We start from the raw sequence: 19,469 nt of genomic DNA, 5'->3' as shown, positions 1-19,469 counted from the left end.
CGGCAGCCCGGACTGGCAGCAGTCGGTGAGCCAGCACATCACGATGTTTACCCGTCAGGGTCAGCAGACCGCCGAACTGCGGCTGCACCCGGAAGAGTTGGGTCAGGTACATATCACGCTGAAGATGGACGATAACCAGGCGCAGTTGCAGATGGTGTCGCCACACAGTCACGTTCGCGCCGCGCTGGAAGCTGCGCTGCCGGTGCTGNAGCGGCGGGCTGCAGGCAGAGAACGACGAGGCTGTCCTTGTGCCCGCCAGTCTGCAATCCCTCTCGCGGGGCAACGGCGCTGTCGACATCTTCGCCTAACGCCAGAGGTAGCGTGATTATTCCCGTCTTTTCCGCGCTTTGACCGACGCGCGAGACGGGATAATCAACCGATAAGCTGTAAACAGGATGACCGTAACAGATGACAGACTCTGCTCTCAGTAAAAAACGTAAGCGCTCAATCTGGGTCCCGCTGCTGGTGCTGGTGACGCTCGCCGCCTGCGCTACCGCGGGCTATAGTTACTGGCGTATGCAGCAGCAACCTACCCCGGTAGCCGCTAACCAACCACCGCCGCCACCGGCGCCGGTGTTCTATGCTCTCGATACCTTTACGGTAAACCTGGGGGATGCTGACCGCGTTCTGTACGTCGGTATCACGCTGCGTCTTGGCGACGAAGCGACCCGCTTGCGCCTTAGCGAATATTTGCCAGAAGTACGCAGCCGCCTGTTGCTGCTCTTCTCACGCCAGAACGCCAACGAACTTGCCACCGACGTCGGCAAGCAGAAGCTGGTCGAGGCGATTAAGAGCACACTGTCTCAGCCGCTGGTTGCGGGTCAACCCAAGCAGGAAGTGACTGACGTTCTGTACACAGCATTCATTCTGCGGTAATCACATGGGCGATAGCATTCTTTCTCAGGCCGAAATCGACGCGCTGCTGAACGGCGACAGCGATCAATCCGATGAGCCGCAAGCGGGCCATCTGGGCGATACCGATATTCGTCCTTACGATCCGAATACCCAGCGTCGCGTGGTGCGTGAGCGCCTGCAGGCGCTGGAAATTATTAACGAGCGTTTTGCCCGTCAGTTCCGTATGGGGCTGTTCAACCTGCTGCGCCGTAGCCCGGATATTACCGTCGGGGCCATTCGTATTCAGCCTTACCACGAGTTTGCCCGTAACCTGCCGGTGCCGACCAACCTGAACCTGATCCACCTGAAGCCGCTACGCGGCACCGGGCTGTTTGTGTTTTCACCGAGCCTGGTGTTCATTGCGGTCGATAACCTGTTTGGCGGCGACGGTCGTTTCCCGACGAAAGTGGAAGGCCGCGAGTTTACCCATACCGAACAACGGGTCATCAACCGTATGCTGAAACTGGCGCTGGAAGCGTACAGTGACGCATGGAAAGCCATTAACCCGCTCGATGTGGAATATGTGCGTTCCGAAATGCAGGTGAAATTTACCAATATCACCACCTCCCCGAACGACATCGTGGTCAACACGCCGTTCCATGTCGAAATCGGCAACCTGACCGGGGAGTTCAACATCTGTCTGCCGTTCAGCATGATCGAGCCGCTGCGCGAAGTGCTGGTCAACCCACCGCTGGAAAACTCCCGCAGTGAAGACCAGAACTGGCGTGAAAATCTGGTGCGCCAGGTGCAGCATTCCGAGCTGGAACTGGTCGCTAACTTTGCTGACATCTCCATGCGGTTGTCGCAAATCCTGAAGCTCCAACCCGGCGACGTGCTGCCCATTGATAAGCCCGATCGCATCATTGCCCATGTCGACGGTGTACCGGTGTTGACCAGCCACTACGGCACGCTCAACGGTCAATACGCGTTACGCGTAGAGCATTTGATAAACCCGATACTGAATTCGCTGAATGAGGAACAGCCCAAATGAGTGATATTAATAACCCGTCCGACGAAAACAGCGGAGAAGTGGACGATCTGTGGGCTGAGGCGTTAAACGAGCAGAAAACCACGACGGGGAAAAGCGCCGCTGACGCGGTATTCCAGCAACTGGGCGGCGGCGATGCCAGCGGCACCTTGCAGGATATCGACCTGATTATGGATATCCCGGTTAAATTAACCGTGGAGCTGGGCCGCACCCGGATGACCATTAAAGAGCTGTTGCGCCTGACGCAGGGTTCCGTGGTCTCGCTGGATGGTCTGGCGGGCGAACCGCTGGATATTCTGATTAACGGCTACCTGATTGCCCAGGGTGAAGTGGTGGTCGTCGCCGATAAATACGGCGTGCGTATTACCGACATCATTACTCCGTCTGAGCGTATGCGTCGTCTGAGCCGTTGAAATGAAAACCCAGGCGACCGTCACTCAGCCAACCGTTGACAGCACGTCGCCGCTGATGCAGGTCAGCGGCGCGTTGCTGGGTGTTATCCTGTTAATTCTTGCCGCCGCCTGGCTGGTGAAACGCGTCGGTTTCGGCGGCATGAAACCGGCAGGATCCCGCGGCCTGAAAGTCAGCGCCAGCACCTCCCTTGGTCCGCGCGAGCGCGTAGTGATTGTGAATGTTGATGATGCTCGCCTGGTACTCGGCGTGACCGCAAGCCAGGTCACCCTGCTGCATACGTTGCCGCCTGCACCTGCAGAAAGTGAAGAACAGAAAACGGCGTCACCCGATTTCTCCTCGATGATGAAGAACATAATGAAGCGTTCCGGGAGATCCTGATGCGCCGTGTATTACGCCTTTCCCTGATGGCGCTGTGGTTGTTGTCCCCTGCCGCCTTCGCCCAGTTACCAGGGCTGGTCAGCCNNCACTGCCCTTTACCCCCGCCATTCTGCTGATGATGACCAGCTTTACCCGCATCATCATCGTTTTTGGCCTGCTGCGAAATGCACTCGGTACACCCTCCGCGCCGCCAAACCAGGTACTGCTTGGGCTGGCGCTGTTTCTGACCTTTTTCATCATGTCGCCGGTGATCGACAAAATTTACGTCGATGCGTACCAGCCGTTCAGTGAAAACAAGATTTCCATGGAACAGGCGCTGGATAAAGGCGCGCAGCCGTTGCGCGAATTTATGCTGCGTCAAACCCGCGAGGCCGATCTGGCGCTGTTCGCCCGTCTGTCGAATACCGCGCCGCTGCAGGGGCCTGAAGCAGTGCCGATGCGCATTCTGCTGCCCGCCTACGTCACCAGCGAACTGAAAACCGCGTTTCAGATTGGCTTCACCATTTTCATTCCATTCCTGATTATCGATCTGGTGATCGCCAGCGTCCTGATGGCGCTCGGGATGATGATGGTGCCGCCCGCCACCATTGCCCTGCCCTTTAAGCTGATGCTGTTTGTGCTGGTCGATGGCTGGCAACTGCTGATTGGTTCTCTGGCGCAGAGTTTTTACAGTTAAGGAGCCCGGCAATGACACCCGAATCGGTCATGATGATGGGCACGGAAGCGATGAAAATGGCGCTGACCCTGGCGGCGCCGTTGCTGCTGGTAGCGCTCATTACCGGCCTGCTGATCAGTATCTTGCAGGCCGCCACGCAGATTAACGAAATGACGCTGTCGTTCATTCCCAAAATCATCGCGGTCTTTATCGCCATTATCGTTGCCGGGCCGTGGATGCTGAACCTGCTGATCGACTATGTGCGTACGCTATTCAGCAACCTGCCTTACATCATTGGATAACCCCTCATGTTGCAGGTGAGCAGCGATCAGTGGCTGCACTGGCTTAGTCTCTACTTCTGGCCGATGCTGCGTGTGCTGGCGCTGATCTCTACTGCCCCGATCCTCAGTGAAAAAGCCGTGCCAAAGCGCGTAAAGCTGGGATTAGGTTTCATCATCACGTTTATTATCGCTCCGACGCTGCCGCCCACGGACGTGACGATTTTTTCCGCCAACGCGCTGTGGCTGGCGATGCAGCAGGTGATGATTGGCGTGGCGCTGGGGTTCACCATGCAGTTTGCCTTTGCCGCCGTGCGCTACGCCGGGGAAGTGATTGGCCTGCAGATGGGGCTGTCCTTCGCCACCTTCGTTGACCCGAGCAGCAACCTGAACATGCCGGTACTGGCNCCTTTCATACCCTGCCCATCGGCGGCGAGCCCATTAACAGTAACGCGTTCATGGCACTCTCCCGCGCCGGCGGGCTGATCTTCCTGAATGGCCTGATGCTGGCGCTGCCGATCATCACGCTGCTGCTGACCATTAACTTTGCGTTAGGCATGCTTAATCGAATGGCACCTCAGCTGTCGGTGTTCGTGATCGGCTTTCCGATCACCCTTACCGTCGGGATTTTGTTAATGTCGGCACTGATGCCGTTGATTGCTCCGTTCTGCGAGCACTTATTTAGTGAGATTTTTGACCTGCTTGCGGATATTATCAGTGAATTACCGAAATTGAATTCTCCCTGATATTTGTATCGTTACTCTAAGGAAAATCTTAAAAAAGAATTTCAGAAACATCTTCCAGGATATATCTGGTGCGGCTTATTTGTTTTTAAGCAGTTCACAGAACATAACATTTACTTTACTTTGAGAAGATTCCTGGCAAATTATAAGACACTTTACGGGATAGTTGAGGTCGCCTGATTGCCTTCGCCTGTTCTTTACATTTTTAATTTCAGGTCGTCTGGCAGTGGTTAAGGTGATGGGTTAATTATCGTTACACATTGAGTGAGGGTATGCCATGTCAACGATTATTATGGATCTTTGCAGTTACACCCGGCTGGGATTGACCGGGTATCTGGCAAGTCGGGGGGTGAAAAAACGTGATATCTGCGATGTCGACAGCGTCGACTTACTCGCCAAAGTCTGTGATGCACGTCAGCCGTCTGTCGTGTTCATTAATGAAGATTGCTTTATCCATGACCCGGGAAGCAGTCAGCTGATCAAGCAGATCATTAATCAACATCCCAGGACACTGTTTATTGTATTCATGGCAATAGCGAATATTCATTTTGATGAGTATTTACTGGTGCGGAAAAATTTGCTTATTAGTTCTAAATCAATAAAACCGGAATCATTGGATGATATTTTAGGCGATCTGCTGAAAACAGAAGAAGATAGCGTCACGCACATTAATCTTCCGACGTTATCATTAAGCCGCACAGAATCCAGTATGCTAAAAATGTGGATGTCCGGGCAGGGTACGATCCAGATTTCAGATCAGATGAATATTAAAGCAAAAACCGTATCATCACATAAAGGTAATATTAAAAAGAAAATAAAAACGCATAATAAGCAGGTTATCTATCATGTTGTTCGTCTGACGGATAACGTTACTTCAGGTATTTACGTTGACAAACTGGCGGCTGGCGCCGCCGTTTGTCAGATGCCCCGATACCCTACTCGACCTTCTCAACAAAAATGCCATCCGGATGACCAAGTTCATTAAAGAACCAGATGCCTAACGGATAATCTTCCAGTGATACCAGATACATCGTCCCTTCGCTGAACGTTTCAATCGCCAGCACTACGCCTGGACGTCGCGGACCCCCATCCGTCTTCACCGTAACCCGGTCATTCACCTGCATACACGTATCTCCTGATTGCTTTTGTGCAGTGTAGAACAAATCAGGGTGGCTGGCAGCGCCTGCGTAAGCGAGTGATGATTTTATCGACGTCTATACTTACGGAGGTAGCCGCATGTGCTGAGAGGTAAACTGATGAAAACCGCCAAAGAGTACAGTGAGACCGCCAAACGCGAGGTTAACGTTGACGTTGATGCCTCGCTGGCGGCGATTAACGAGATCAGTGAAAGCGAAGTTCACCGTTGTGCCGACGACCCACACCACGTCAGCGTTGACGGGCGTGAGTATCACACCTGGCGAGAACTGGCGGAAGCATTTGAGCTGGATGTGCATGACTTCAGCGTGTCTGAGGTCAATCGCTAGCCAGGGATGAAAAAAATCCCGACGCCAGTGAGGGTCGGGATGAAAACTTGCGACTGCAAGAAGCACTTGAAAATTCGTTACACCAGGAAATCTGATGCGTTGGAAACATTATCCGCAATTATTTTGTGAGACAAGAATTATTCTTAAGGGAAATATTTGAAAACGCCTAAGTATTGCACAGCTCATCGGGACATCCCGCTCGCCGTCTGGGGTTAAAGGGATCGGTTCCAGGTGTTTTATTTTGCCGTCTCGCTAATTTTTAGGATTATTCTTAGACCATAAAGCAAACAAAGCTAAAAAGAAGCGCGCTTATAACGTACTAGTATCAGAGGCACAGACCCGATTACGTCCTTCCTGCTTTGCTTGGTACAACCGACGGTCAGCCACCGACTGCAACAATTCAAAATCATAGTGACCGTTTTCATCGCTGCTGCTGACGCCCAGCGACGCGCTGATACGCATCGTCGCCCCTTTCCCCACCAGAATCTCACGCATGTTGATGCGGTTGCGAATGCGCTCGGCAATCTCCATCGCCGTCTCCCGCGAGGCTCCCGGCAGCACCACGCAGAACTCTTCACCGCCCACGCGCCCGGCAATATCAGTATCGCGGATTTTACTGCTGATGAGGCTGGCAGCATGGGAAAGCACCCGGTCACCCGCCTGATGACCGTATTCGTCGTTAATGCGTTTGAAATGGTCGAGGTCAATCTGAATGATGGAGATCGGCAATTGCTTCTGCTTACACTCCTGCACCGCGTCCAGCGCCCGCTCAAACAGTGCGCCGCGGTTATAGAGCCGCGTCAGCGCGTCGTACCAGGCGCGCCACTGTAATGACTCCTGCAGACCCGCCATATTGGCGACCATCCGGCGGATCACCCACCAGGAAAAGAGCAGCATCGCGGTAAACAGCATCCACACCAGCGCCAGCGCAATGGTGATGGTGCCGAAGTCGCCGCGCACGCCTTCATGCAGGCGGTGTATGCGCAGCAGCACGCCGTCGAAATTACGCAGCTTTTCCCAACTGATGTAACTGGTCACCAGCCGTATTCCACCGCGATTATCATAGCCGAAATCATTCGCCAGCTGCGCCTCTTCCCGCACTGTCAGGCGCAGCGGATAGTCGTCTGCTCCCGCCGAGGTGGCTATCAGGCGCATGCGGCTGTCGTATAGCTGGTATTCCCCCTCCCTTTCCCCTTCCACCGCGCTCAGCAGGAAGTTTTTCATCTCACTGACGGAGAAATCCATCGCCAGCACACCAAACCAGTACTGGTCGACGTCAATGGGCACTGAAGCCGTCACTTTCTGCGCTTCGGTCGCGGCGCTGTCCGCTTCCTGAAGGGTATTCCAGCGAATGCCGCGCCCCGGGTTATTGCGCTGCGACTGCATGGCGAACCACGGACTGGTCACCAGGCCATAATAGGTGCTGATGATGGTTTGCGGATTCTGCTTCGGATCGCTGGAAAGAAAAAAGCCCCCGCGCGAGACATACAGCATGCGCTCNNCGCGGCGTACTGTGTGACAGCCGCAGCAGATACCCCAGCTCCAGCGTGGCGGTAATTTCATTTTCCAGCAGGGTGTTTTCACGGGTGAGAATGGAGGTTTTATTCACGAAGTCGTCTGACACACCATACACCGGTAGCGTACGGCGCTTATCAAGCGCGATATTCCACGCCGGTGCCTGGCGTTTTTGCTCGAATTCGCCCCGCGCGTTGTCGAGCACTTCAAACGCCAGCGGGGTGCTGATGGCGGACTGGACGCCGTTACGGAAGAAAAGCAGACGATCGACGTTAAACTGCAGTCGCGCATCCATTTCATGCGCCACGTTTTCGAGATTGTTGCGTTGGCTTGAGATGTACGCATCTTCAAGCACGACAATCTCACGCCAGGTCAGCAGCGTCCGGGGTTTTTACGGCGGCTGAGCCTCTTCAGCCACGACGGCCTGTCCACCGATGTTTCACTGTGCACACATACTCCCTGATTGCCCCCGCCAGGACACTGTCAGATTAATCAATAAAAACGCCCGGCAACCACGCCGGGCGTTGTTGTTACGCCTCGTCCCGACCCCGACCGTCGCCGGGCATCAGTTCGTCTTCACGGAACGCTTCCCGCTTTACGCCGAAACCATCATACCAGCGACATTCCACCATTCCGCTGGAATAACCGGTTACGACCATACGCGGTCCGCCACTTTTAGGCTTAACTTCATCACTGACAAAAAAGACCATCACTGCCTCCTGTATCAGGGTGAAACTTTTTCACCTTAGACGAAGTCAGCCCGTTTTGCATAATGACTGACCGATCTTTACCCTTTCGCCGGGCGTAAACGGCTCACCACATTCACCACGGTCAGTACCACCGCGCCGACAATAAAGCCCAGCACGAGGTTAAACAGCGTCGGCAGCAACCACTGCACGGCGCTCGCCTGTTCGGCGGTGAAATGTTCTATGGCGTGATGCAGCGGCGCGAGCCCGTGAACAATAATCCCACCGCCCACCAGAAACATCGCCAGCGTGCCGACAATGGACAGTGACTTCATCAGCCACGGTGCGATAAACAGCAAACTTTTGCCGAGCGCTTGCGCCAGCATGCTGGATTTTTCCGCCAGCCAGTAGCCCATGTCATCCAGTTTGACGATCACGCCCACCAGGCCATAAACACCAACGGTCACCAGAATGGCGATCCCGGACAGAATCAGCACCTGATTCAGCAGCGGCGCATCGGCGACAATACCGAGCGTAATCGCCACAATTTCCGCCGAGAGGATAAAATCGGTGCGGATCGCCCCTTTGATTTTATCGCGCTCAACCTGACGCATATCCTGATTCGCCAACGCTTCGAGCCGCTGCTGGCGCGCCTGTTCATCATTTTGCTTGCGGGCGTGGAACGAATGCACAACCTTCTCCACCCCTTCATAGCAGAGAAACGCGCCACCAATCATCAGCAACGGCGTGATGGCCCAGGGCAGAAAGGCGCTGATCAACAACGCCAGCGGCACCAGGATCACCTTATTGACAAACGACCCTTTGGCGACGCCCCAGACCACCGGCAGCTCACGGTTGGCACGCACGCCGGAGACCTGCTGCGCATTGAGCGACAGATCATCCCCCAGTACGCCTGCCGTTTTCTTCGCCGCCAGTTTCCCCATCATGGAGATATCATCCAGCAACGTCGCAATATCATCTAAAAGTGTTAACAGACTTGAACCCGCCAAAATCGTATTCCTTTGTTTTTTGGTTTTTCCACATCAAAGTATGAAGTAAAACTTAACGCCTGCCTACTTACCGCGCTGTCAACAAAATTTAACATAGCGATGACAATTAAAGCACTCGCCAGCCAGGTCGTTTTGACGTTTACTATAAGCCACCTTTCTATTTAGCCGTGAGGAAGTATGCGCGCCCGACAGTTACTGCCGCTCTTAGGAGCGCTTTTTGCGCTCTATATCATCTGGGGATCCACCTATTTTGCTATCAGTATCGGCGTCGAAAGCTGGCCGCCGTTTATGATGGCGGGCGTTCGTTTTCTCTGTGCCGGTGTTTTGCTGTCAGGTTTTCTGCTGGCGACAGGGCATAAGCTCCCGGCGCGTCGTCCGCTGCTCAATGCCGCGCTGATTGGCGTGCTGCTGCTGGCGGTCGGGAATGGTTTTGTGACAGTGGCGGAGCATCAGCATGTGCCGTCGGGCATCGCCGCGGTGATGGTCGCCACCGTACCGCTGTTCACCCTCTGCTTTAGCCGCTTTTTCGGCATTGCCACCCGTAAACTGGAATGGCTGGGTATCGCCATCGGGCTCGCAGGGATTGTCCTGCTTAACAGCGGTGGCAACCTGAGCGGCAACCCGTGGGGCGCAGTCCTGATCCTGATTGGCTCCGTCAGTTGGGCATTCGGCTCGGTGTACGGTTCACGCATCGAACTGCCGGTGGGGATGATGGCGGGCGCGATTGAAATGCTGGCGGCGGGCATTGTACTGATGTGCGCGTCGTTGCTGACCGGGGAAAAACTGACCGTGATGCCCACGATGTCTGGCTTTCTGGCGGTGGGTTATCTGTCGCTGTTCGGCTCGATCATTGCCATTACCGCCTATATGTACCTGATCCGCAACGTCTCGCCGGCGATTGCCACCAGCTACGCGTACGTCAACCCGGTAGTGGCCGTTCTGCTTGGTACCGGCTTTGGCGGCGAGCATCTTTCTCAGGTGGAGTGGCTGGCGCTGGCGGTGATTATTTTCGCCGTGCTGCTGGTGACGCTGGGCAAATATCTGTTACCTGCTCCCCCGGTAGTCACACCCTGCGAAGCGAAGAAGTAATGCCCTGAGTGTCGATCTGCGCGGCGGTATTGCCACCGCAGATCCACTCCTCCAGCCGCGCCGTTAAGGCCTCATCGCTGAGTTTTTTCCGCCCCCGCAGCGCACATTCCCACACCACCAGCACCCGCCAGCCCTGTTCGATCAGCAACGCCATATCGCGCTCGTCGCGAGTGACATTTTTGCCGATTTTCTCCAGCCAGAAGTCGGTGCGCGTGGCCGGCACTTTAAACAAGTAGCAGTCATGGTGATGCCAGAAACAGCCGTGGGTGAAAATGACGCACTGATACGCTGCGACCACAAAATCAGGACGCCCCGGCAGCGCGGCATCCTGCACCGTATAATCAAACCCGGCGGATTGCAGCAGCAGCGCGAGGCGTTTTTCGATAGCGGTATCCCGCGTACCGATGGCGCGCATGTTTTTGCTGCGGGTGGCCTTATCGTGAACGTCCGCCACGTTTTGCCTCTTTCTCACGCAACGCCACGGCCTGCAAAATGCGTGACTCCAGCAGTTTCGCTACCGCCGCAAAAGCGGGAACCACCACCGAATTACCGAACTGGCGGTAGGCCTGGGTGTCCGACACCGGAATGCGGAACTGATAGCCCTGCGGCGATTCGAAGCCCATCAGACGGGCGCATTCGCGCGGCGTCAGACGGCGCGGGCGACGCAGCTGGTTTTGCGGATCGTCAAAATGCTGTTCGCCGAGCGGTTTATCCCAGCCGCGATCGACGAGAATCTCTGCACCGTCTTTGTAATAGCGAGCCGAGAGGGTTCGCGCCACGCTGTGCGGATTGGTCGGGTCGACCATGCCAAACCCAAAACCATTCCCCCGCGCCTGATGTTTTTTGGCATAGCGATAGAGGTATTTCCACAGCACCGGGGTCAGAATGAATTTAGCGTCGACCGTCGGCTCGAGCAGTTCGCCAAACGTTGGACGACGCGCCGGGTAATAACGGGGGATATCGCGCAGGGTAAAGCCCTGCTGCAGGTTTAAATCGCGACGGAAACCCACCAGCACGATGCGCTCACGGTGTTGCGGCAAGAAATGCTGCCCGTCGATAATTTTCGGATCGTCCGGCCCCATTTCTGCGGCGTCTGCCACGTCATAACCCAGTTCGTCGAGCGTCTGCATAATAATGCGGAAGGTTTGGCCTTTATCGTGGCTCTTGAGGTTTTTGACGTTCTCCAGCACGAAAATCGCCGGACGTCGGGCGTCAATGATGCGTACCACGTCGAAAAACAACGTCCCCTGCGTGTCGCAGGCAAAACCGTGGGCACGCCCGAGGGCATTCTTCTTGGAAACGCCCGCCAGCGAAAACGGCTGACAGGGAAAACCGGCCAGCAGCACATCATGTTCGGGGATCACAGCGCGGATATGCGCTGCGGCGGCGGCATCGGTCACGTCCGGGCGATGGCTCAGCGTGACATCGCGAATATCTTCATTGAACTGATGCTGGTCGGGATCGCAATACCAGTTCGCTTTGTAGGTGCGAACCGCATGCTTGTTCCATTCGCTGGTAAAAATGCACTGCCCGCCGATGGCCTCAAACCCATTGCGAATACCGCNNGCAACCCCCGCCGATACCGGCAAACAGATCGACAAAGCGAAACGCATAATGGGGATGGTGTTGCGGCGGTTTGGGCAGCAACGCGGAAAGCCGCGCGCACTCTGTTTCGCTCAGCCGCGTGTCCGCGCGGGCCATCTCCACCACACGTTTAAGGATTGCGGGGCTCCAGTGCTGCTCCCCGATGGCATTAAGCTGCGCCACCAGCGTTTTGACATCATAGATGCTCAGCAGCCGGGTCAGCAGCGCGTTGGGATCGACAGCGTTAACATCACCCGTTGGCGACGTCAGGACGTTAAGCGAAATGTTTTCCTGCATGGGCGTAACCGGACAAGACAAAGTTGCACAGAGAGTATCACAAAAATGCGCTGCCGGAGTGCCTCCTGCGCGGCTGGCCGCCGCGCCGGGCGTGACGTTACTCTTCGATCTGTGGCGGACGGGTCACCCAGGCAATATAGCCGAGCACGCCGCCGACGAGAGCCAGCACAATAAAGCCCATCAGCGCACCTAACCAGATGCCTGCAGTTGAGCCCAGTTCACCGTTAATTGTCGTGCCTGGCACGATTTGCACCTGGCTTATCACCCAGAAATAGCGCGCCATCGCCCAGACAAAATAGCCGCAAAAGGCATAAAAAACCCATAATGCCAGCTTTCCGCCGGGGCCGCGTTTCACTCTTTCTTCCATATCGGGTTTTCACCTCCTGTCCTGTCGATGCTGTTTTTTACGTTATTGAAAGTCCGCTAATGTGACTGTAATCACAGTATAGCGGGTAATGAGAAAGTGGATAGCCTGCCGTACTCGGCTTTTGATCATGGATAAATGTGCCGACTGTCGTTCACATCGCCGTTTAATTTTTTAAATGTATATTTCCCCACCATTAATAACGAACCCGAATAATTAAATTGTCCGGTTACCAACTTTTATTAATCGCCAGAACATGTCATCATTTACCTGTTATTAGCCTTAGTTGTTTTTACACTGCCCTCGTTATAACTTCCTGATGTTTACTTTACCCAACCCCCCCGTTGGGTATTTTTTTGCCCGCCCCTTCTATCATAATTAATACCGATTATTTTTGCGTTTTCATACACCCGACAAATACATTTAAAATCAATAAGATAAATACTTCTCAATAAAACCATTCGTTATATTTATGAAGCGTTTTACAGAAACATTTTGCAATATTACAAATAATTTAATTACATTTTTCTTTTAAATTAAACTGAACTAAATGGCTAGTATTTCTCCTGTAATCCATGACGGCATTACAAATATTCACGTCAAATATAATCTCAAGGGAATTTATAATGAAAAGAAAAGTTCTGGCAATTATTGTGCCTGCCTTATTAATGGCTGGCGCTGCAAATGCGGCTGAAATGTATAATAAAGACGGCAATAAAGTTGACCTGTACGGCAAAGTGGATGCGCGCCACACGTTTTCCGATAACCCGGGCGACGACGGCGACGAAACTTACGTACAGATCGGCTTTAAAGGTGAAACCCAGATTACCGACCAGCTGACCGGCTACGGCCAGTGGGAGTACAAAACCTACGCGAACGACACCGAAGGTGCCGGTGACACCTCCTTTAACCGCCTGGCGTTCGCTGGTCTGAAATTCGGCGAATACGGCTCTTTCGACTACGGCCGTAACTACGGTGCGGTCTACGACATTGAAAGCTGGACCGATATGCTGCCGGTGTTCGGCGGTGACTCCTACACCTGGACCGATAACTTCATGGTTGGCCGCGCCAACGGGGTCGCCACCTACCGCAACGCTGACTTCTTCGGTCTGGTCGATGGTCTGAACTTCGCGCTGCAGTATCAGGGCAATAACGAAGGGTCAAACGCCAATGAAGATCAGGAAGGCACCAAGAACCGTACAGATTCAGACGTTCGTTATGAGAACGGTGACGGTTATGCGCTCTCCACGACTTACAATACAGACTTCGGTCTGAGCCTGGGTGCGGCATACTCCGCTTCCGATCGTACTAATGATCAGGTTGCGTCTGGCCTGAAAAGCTTCAACCGCTACAGCAAATATGCGGGTGGCGAAACCGCGGAAGTCTGGACCTTTGGCGCGAAATACGATGCCAACGACATCTACCTGGCAATGATGTACGCCGAAACCCGCAACATGACGCCGTACGGCGATACCGGCATTGCCAACAAAACGCAGAACTTTGAAGCAGTTGCGCAGTATCAGTTCAACTTCGGTCTGCGTCCGTCACTGGCGTGGGTTTACTCGAAAGGGAAAGATCTCGGCGGTAACGACTACAACACCGGTAATGGCTATGACTACGTTGACCAGGATCTGGTGAACTATGTCGAAGTGGGTGCCTACTACAACTTCAACAAAAACTTCACCGCCTACGTGGATTACAAAATCAACCTGCTGGATGAAGACGACGCCTTCTATGCTGACAACGGCATCGCCACCGATGACGTCGTCGGTGTCGGTGTGGTCTATCAGTTCTGATGAAAAAAACCGGGGAAGCGATTTCCCCGGTTTTGTTTTTTACCCCGAATTCACACCACCACCAGTTGATGATTGGCCAGCAGCGTCGCCAGATCGGTCTGAACGCCATTCAGCGTCACTAACGTTGTCATGGCGAAATTCGCGCTGGCGCCGTCACGATCGATCTGAATATCCGTATTACTGCCGCTCTGCGACACATNNGGGGGGGGACCCCCTGCCGGTATAGCCACTGCCCGTTAACAGCTCACGGATATCAATGCGATCAGTATCAGCCGTCCCTTCCCAGGTGCCGACCGTAAAGCCGTTAACCACATCGCTGCCGTTGCCACCGGTCGCGTTCGCGGCCGTGATGAGCTTATACAGCAGTGTATCGTGGCCGCCGTTGCCAATGTTAAACGTATCGTTGCCGCCCCGCCCGTCCAGCTGGTTGTTACCGCTGTTGCCGGTGATCACATCATTAAAGTTCGAGCCGGTAATGCCTTCGATGTTGGTCAATGTCGAGGTATTAAAGCCGGTACTCTGCGCCGTGGTTCTGCTCAGATCCACCGTGACGCCCGCCGTCGCCAGCCGGTAATCGACGATATCCATTCCGCCATTGGCGACCCAGGTACCGGTGCCGGAATTAAAGACCCAGCCGCCGGAACCGTCATAGGTATCGGTCCCCGCCGTCGCAAAGAAAGTATCGTTATAGCCGGTACCCACGAATTTACCGTTGTTTACCGCGTTTCCGGCTTCGCCGCTCAGGTCATAGGCGCTGGTGGCCGCAGTGGCGTGCAGATCGCCCCAGCTGGCATTCACCGTCTGGTTGATGCTGGTGTCGGTAGTGCCGGTACTTTTCACCAGCACGGCCGTGTAGGTTTCGCTCGCGCTCAGGCCGTAGAAATTAACAATCGCCGACGCATCGTTCACCCCCATCCCGGACTGCGGGTTGANCCCCCGCCGCATTGAACAGTTTGATGGTGTTACCGTAATAGACGTTAATCCCGTTGGGATCGACAATCCGCAAATGCAGCGAGGTGCCATAATCCACTTTTTGCGTGTTGCGCACCAGGAAGACGCTGCCAGACTGTTTGGTCACCAGCAGGTCCACCGCACCGTCCCAGTCATAATCCATGCCTGCAATGCCGCTGGTGTTGCCGCTCATCGACGGGCCAATCGCCGACTGTGTCCAGTTGCTGCCGTTACCCACATTGGTGAACAGATAAGACTGACCGCTCTGGGCGACGCGAAGGATGTCCATCATACCGTCGTGGTTCCAGTCGGTCGCCAGGCTGTAGTAGGCGTTATAAGTGGTGCCGGTGGCCCCGACGTTTACCGGCGTGTTGAGTGTCCCGCTGCCGTTGTTGAGATACAGCGAGCCATTGCCTGCCTTGCCGGAAGTGGCAGGCAGGAACAGATCCATAAACCCGTCGCCATTGAAATCAGCCCAGGTCATGGATACCGCGGTGGGATACCCCCCGGTTCCGACGCCGCCAATGAAGGTGCCGGTATTGTTTTGCCCCCAGTTAAAGGTGCCATCGCCCTGATTAATCAGCGTAGAGAGCGTATAGAAATTGTTGAGGTTCGTGGTGTGTTGGGCAAGGTCGATTCGCCCGTCGTTGTTCAGGTCAACGCCCGACCCTTCCATCATGCTGAAATAGCCGGTGACTTTATCGCCAGGTTTCGCGCTCCCCGCGTTGTTGGAGGTCATCGGGGCCGCCGTAAAGGTGCCGTTGTTGTTCCAGACAAAAGTGCTGGAATCCGCCTGATCGCCAAAAAAATAATAGCCTGCGTCACCGGTCCAGAAATCCAGATAGCCATCCCCTTCACGGTCAAAAAACACGGTCGCACCGTAATATTGTGAAGTGCCTGTCGCTATCTGGAAGGCACTGGAAAAAGTGCCGTCGCCGCGGTTGGTAAAGCCGTCAATATAATTGCCGCCATAATCATCACGGCTGATGACCAGATCCAGCGTACCGTTGCGGTCATAATCCGCCATGGCGCTGGTGATGTAGTTGTTGCCGGAGTTATTGAGCGTCAGCGCGGTTTTGGTCCAGGTGAGCGGATCGCTGGACTGCAACAGCTGCTGGTTGGCGACAATCGTCCACATGCCGTGTGTATCCAGCATATAGCTCAGGTTGCTGGCGGTGGTTTTGTTGCCGGTTGTCCATGTCGGGGTGTAGTCAATATCGGTGTTAACCGTTACCTGCCCGTTATTGATAGTGCCGCCGTTACCCGCCGCGCTTTTCACCTGTGCGGTGACACTATAGGCCGTCGATGACGCGGCCAGGGTGTCCGGGTCGGGTATTTGCAGATACCAGGTGTTATGCGCCGGATCGACCACCACCGCCCCGCCGGTCTGCGAGGTATAGGTTTTGCCGTTGACCTTCACTTCCACGTATTGCCCGTCCACCAGCGTGGCATTAACGGTGCCGGTAATGATCGGCGTGGTATCGCGCGTGGTCTGCCCGGTTACCAGCGCCAGCGTAGTGGGAACGGCGGTATTCACCGTCAGCAAGAAATCGCTCGACGACGTGGTATTACCCGCCAGATCCACCACCTTCGCGGTGTAGGTCCAGGTACCGTTCAGCAGGCCGCTGTCGCTGTAGGTCCAGTTCAACGCCCCGGTCATCGTCACGGCACCCAACAAATTGCCGTTGCGATAGAGATAAACCACCTCACCGCTCGCCAGCGGCGCCGAGATCACACCGTTCAGTACCGGCGTGAGGTCGTCGGAGACCAGCGTGCTGCCAAACGTTCCCTGACGGTCTCCGGCGTTGTCGGTATAGGAGGCAATCGTTGAGACAGCGNCCCCCGCCGCCAGCACGCTACCCAGCGTGCCGTTGACAGTGAGTGAACTATCACTGGTAATAAAATCGGTGTTGCTCGTGCCGGTGTCATCGCTGATGGCGTCGATAGTGAGCGTCCGGGTCGGCGCCTGCGCATCAATCTGCACCGTCTGGCTGGCGGTGGAACCGACGTTACCCGCCAGATCCACCACCCGCACGCGATACTCCTGCGTGCCGTCCGCCAGCGTGCGACCGTCAACATAGCTCCAGCTCAGGCCATTCGACGCCACCGTCACGTTAACCCAGGTCAGCCCGCCGTCGGTGCTGATCTGGGCGAATTCATTACCTGCCAGCACCGCCCCCAGCGTGCCTCTGACCGTCAGTGACGTATCGCTGGTGATGTAGTCGCTGTTACTTGCGCCGGTATCGTCGCTGATCCCGGTTATGGCGATAGTTTTGCTGGCGTCTGGCGCGGTAGTGTCCACCGTCACATCACGGCTCGCCACCTGCCCGACGTTGCCCGCCTGATCCACCACCCGCACGTAGTAGGTGTGCGTCCCGTCCGCCAGCGTGCGCCCGTCCTGGAAATTCCAGGTGGTGCCAACCACCGTCACGTTCTGCCAGGTCACGCCGTTATCCAGGCTGATTTGCGCCCGCTCACTGGTGCTGAGCGCCGCCGTCAGCGTGCCGTTGAGGGTCAGCGTATTGTCGTTAGTGACGAAATCACTGGTGCCCGGTCCGCTGTCAGTGGAAATAGCGGTGATGCTGATGCCTGGCGTTGGTGCCGTCAAATCCACGGTAATCGCATGGTTGACGTTCGCGCTGTTGCCGGTGGTATTGCTGACCTGGGCGTTAATCACATAGGCATTGCCGTCCACCAGCGCCGCGACATCGGTGCTGCCGAGGGTATAAGCCCAGCTACCGTCGCTCTGTACCGTGGCGGTGTAGGTTTTCCCGTTCAGGGTGAGGGTGACCTGTTGCCCCACCGCGCCGGTTGTCGTGCCACTGATCACCAGCGGCGTGTTGTGCTCTGCCGCGTTGACGATATCNCGTTGGGCCTGCCACTGCCCGGGTTGCCCGCCTTATCGTTAACCGCCGCGGTAATGGTGTAGTTGCCATTGCTCAGGCCGAGGAAATCACGCGCCGGAATAAACACCGCCCAGCTGCCGTTGCTGCCGACCGTGGCGGTATAGCTGTGCCCGCTGAAGGTGACCGTCACCGTCTGCCCCAGTTCCGCCGTGGTGGTGCCAGTGACGGTCTGCCCGGCCTGCTGCTCGCTGCTGTTGATCACGTCATCACCCGCCACCGTGCCGATGGTCACAGTGGGTGCAAGCCGTCTGCCGCGACGATCGCGGTATACGATTTCCCGCCCAGGCTAACCGTGACGGTTTGCCCGGCTTCGGCGCTGGTCGCGCCATGTATCGTCAGCGGCTGCTGTTGCTCCTGCACGTTGAGCGTGTCGTCTCCGGCGAGTGTGGCAATGCTCAGCACGGGTGCCGTGGTATCGACACTCACCGTACGGGTTGCCGCCGCGCTGTTGCCCGCGCTGNCAGCGCCGCCACATCGGCGGCAGGCACGATGGCGCGCCACGAACCGTCGGTATCAATGGTCGCGGTGTAAACTTTACCGTTGAGGAGCACCGTCACCGATGTACCGTTCGGGAACTGGGCGCTGGAGCCGCTGATGGTCAGTGTGCTGCCAGCTTCGGCGGCATTGATCAGATCGTCGCCGCTGATGGGGCTGACGGTGATCGCTACCGACGCGGTATTTACCACCACATCGTGGGTCTGCGTTCCACTGTTACCTGCATTGTCGGTGAGCGTGGCGCTGATCGTGACCGTGCCATCCTGCAACGCCGCGATCACGCTGGCCGGGACGCCGACGCTCCAGTTACCGTTGCCATCTACAGTGGTGGTGTACTGCTGCCCGCCGATCGTCACGACCATCCTGTCGCCCACCGCCGCGCCGGTAGCCGTCCCGCTGATGATCTGCGCCTGCCCGTGCTCTACGCTGTTAATCACGTCGTCACCCGCGACAGGATTAAAGATGATCGCCGGAACCGTGTTATCGACAGTCACGCTCTTCGTCACGCTGCCGGGGTTTCCGGCGCTGTCGCTGACGGTTGCCTGCAGCGTATAGCTGTTATCGGCCAGTGACGTCAGGCTGCTGGCAGGCAGCGTCAGGCTCCAGTTGCCGTTGGCCTGCACCACGGCCGTATACGCCGTNCCCCCCCCCCCGGCCGCCGCTTCGCTGCTGCTGATGACGTTATCCGTGGCGATGGTGTCGATAGTGATGGTCGGCGCGGAGGTATCCACCGCATAAGTGTGGTTTGCGGTGGCGCTGTTGCCGTTCACGTTGGCGACGCTCGCCTGCACGTTGCCCTCGCCTTCTTTCAGGGTCGCCAGATCGGCGGCGGGCACGGTGGTGCTCCACGTACCGTCTGCGGCCACAGTGGCGGTGTAGGTTTTCCCACCAAAGGTCACCGTCACGCGTTGCCCGGTTTCCACGTGGGTGGTGGTACCGGAC

At 55.9% G+C, this 19,469-nt stretch carries 13 protein-coding genes and 7 pseudogenes; 12 read left to right on the top strand and 8 right to left on the bottom strand.

From position 1 onward, the window contains the following. The 9 genes and pseudogenes from GM30_RS13005 to rcsA form a co-directional block, all read left to right on the top strand. A pseudogene (locus tag GM30_RS13005) lies at positions 1-308 on the top strand (flagellar hook-length control protein FliK); the annotation flags it as partial. Between the two features lie 100 nt (positions 309-408). Then, on the top strand, positions 409-876 hold the full coding sequence (gene fliL, locus GM30_RS13000; protein WP_038153246.1) for a flagellar basal body-associated protein FliL: 468 nt from the start codon (positions 409-411) through the stop codon (positions 874-876). 4 nt (positions 877-880) lie between these two features. Continuing rightward, complete coding sequence (fliM, locus tag GM30_RS12995; protein WP_049848962.1) at positions 881-1,885, top strand: flagellar motor switch protein FliM; 1,005 nt, start codon at positions 881-883, stop codon at positions 1,883-1,885. After that, positions 1,882-2,295, top strand: coding sequence for a flagellar motor switch protein FliN (fliN, locus tag GM30_RS12990; protein WP_049848961.1), 414 nt, complete (start codon positions 1,882-1,884; stop codon positions 2,293-2,295). The genes fliM and fliN overlap by 4 nt, the downstream gene beginning before the upstream one ends. Position 2,296: 1 nt before the next feature. Continuing rightward, a complete protein-coding gene (fliO, locus tag GM30_RS12985; protein ID WP_049848960.1) occupies positions 2,297-2,674 on the top strand; it encodes a flagellar biosynthetic protein FliO in 378 nt (125 codons plus the stop codon). Beyond that, a pseudogene (gene fliP, locus GM30_RS12980) lies at positions 2,674-3,350 on the top strand (flagellar type III secretion system pore protein FliP). The gene fliO and the pseudogene fliP overlap by 1 nt, the downstream one beginning before the upstream one ends. A gap of 11 nt (positions 3,351-3,361) precedes the next feature. Further along, positions 3,362-3,631, top strand: coding sequence for a flagellar biosynthesis protein FliQ (gene fliQ / locus GM30_RS12975; RefSeq protein ID WP_049848959.1), 270 nt, complete (start codon positions 3,362-3,364; stop codon positions 3,629-3,631). 6 nt (positions 3,632-3,637) lie between these two features. Then, positions 3,638-4,353 (top strand): annotated as a pseudogene (locus GM30_RS12970) (flagellar biosynthetic protein FliR). A 274-nt stretch (positions 4,354-4,627) separates the two neighbouring features. Beyond that, positions 4,628-5,242: pseudogene (gene rcsA / locus GM30_RS12965) on the top strand (transcriptional regulator RcsA); the annotation flags it as partial. Positions 5,243-5,285: 43 nt separating this feature from the next. Here the strand turns inward: rcsA and dsrB are convergent. After that, positions 5,286-5,474, bottom strand: coding sequence for a protein DsrB (dsrB, locus tag GM30_RS12960; RefSeq protein ID WP_049848958.1), 189 nt, complete (start codon positions 5,472-5,474; stop codon positions 5,286-5,288). A 132-nt stretch (positions 5,475-5,606) separates the two neighbouring features. Here dsrB and yodD point away from each other — a divergent pair, with 132 nt between their 5' ends. Beyond that, positions 5,607-5,834, top strand: coding sequence for a YodD family peroxide/acid resistance protein (yodD, locus tag GM30_RS12955; RefSeq protein ID WP_049848957.1), 228 nt, complete (start codon positions 5,607-5,609; stop codon positions 5,832-5,834). 309 nt (positions 5,835-6,143) lie between these two features. Here yodD and dgcQ read toward each other — a convergent pair. From dgcQ to GM30_RS12940, 3 genes and pseudogenes are all read right to left on the bottom strand, one after another. Continuing rightward, positions 6,144-7,799 (bottom strand): annotated as a pseudogene (gene dgcQ, locus GM30_RS12950) (cellulose biosynthesis regulator diguanylate cyclase DgcQ). Positions 7,800-7,879: 80 nt separating this feature from the next. After that, positions 7,880-8,059 carry a YodC family protein gene (locus tag GM30_RS12945; protein ID WP_049848956.1) on the bottom strand — a complete coding sequence of 60 codons (180 nt, stop codon included), beginning with the start codon at positions 8,057-8,059 and terminating at the stop codon, positions 7,880-7,882. A 77-nt stretch (positions 8,060-8,136) separates the two neighbouring features. Beyond that, positions 8,137-9,045: a DUF808 family protein gene (locus tag GM30_RS12940; RefSeq protein ID WP_049848955.1), complete on the bottom strand. Its 909-nt coding sequence runs from the start codon at positions 9,043-9,045 to the stop codon at positions 8,137-8,139. Positions 9,046-9,222: 177 nt separating this feature from the next. Between GM30_RS12940 and yedA the strand changes: the two genes are divergently transcribed. Then, positions 9,223-10,134, top strand: coding sequence for a drug/metabolite exporter YedA (yedA, locus tag GM30_RS12935; RefSeq protein ID WP_049848954.1), 912 nt, complete (start codon positions 9,223-9,225; stop codon positions 10,132-10,134). Here yedA and GM30_RS12930 read toward each other — a convergent pair. The 3 genes and pseudogenes from GM30_RS12930 to drpB all read right to left on the bottom strand — a co-directional run bounded on the left by GM30_RS12930 (position 10,109) and on the right by drpB (position 12,382). Continuing rightward, on the bottom strand, positions 10,109-10,588 hold the full coding sequence (locus tag GM30_RS12930) for a very short patch repair endonuclease (RefSeq protein ID WP_049848953.1): 480 nt from the start codon (positions 10,586-10,588) through the stop codon (positions 10,109-10,111). The two genes, yedA and GM30_RS12930, sit on opposite strands and share 26 nt — an antisense overlap. Further along, positions 10,569-12,015, bottom strand: a pseudogene (locus tag GM30_RS12925) (DNA cytosine methyltransferase). The gene GM30_RS12930 and the pseudogene GM30_RS12925 overlap by 20 nt, the downstream one beginning before the upstream one ends. Positions 12,016-12,112: 97 nt before the next feature. Continuing rightward, entirely contained in the window at positions 12,113-12,382 is a 270-nt protein-coding gene (gene drpB, locus GM30_RS12920; RefSeq protein ID WP_049848952.1) for a cell division protein DrpB, read from the bottom strand. A 623-nt stretch (positions 12,383-13,005) separates the two neighbouring features. Between drpB and ompC the strand changes: the two genes are divergently transcribed. After that, complete coding sequence (gene ompC, locus GM30_RS12915; protein WP_049848951.1) at positions 13,006-14,175, top strand: porin OmpC; 1,170 nt, start codon at positions 13,006-13,008, stop codon at positions 14,173-14,175. A 50-nt stretch (positions 14,176-14,225) separates the two neighbouring features. On the opposite strand, the pseudogene GM30_RS25580 reads toward ompC, so the two are convergent. Further along, positions 14,226-19,469 (bottom strand): annotated as a pseudogene (locus GM30_RS25580) (Ig-like domain-containing protein); the annotation flags it as partial.

This window comes from Trabulsiella odontotermitis, assembly GCF_001188485.1.
Taxonomy (GTDB): domain Bacteria; phylum Pseudomonadota; class Gammaproteobacteria; order Enterobacterales; family Enterobacteriaceae; genus Trabulsiella; species Trabulsiella odontotermitis_A.
This window is presented reverse-complemented; position numbering and strand designations above follow the sequence as displayed.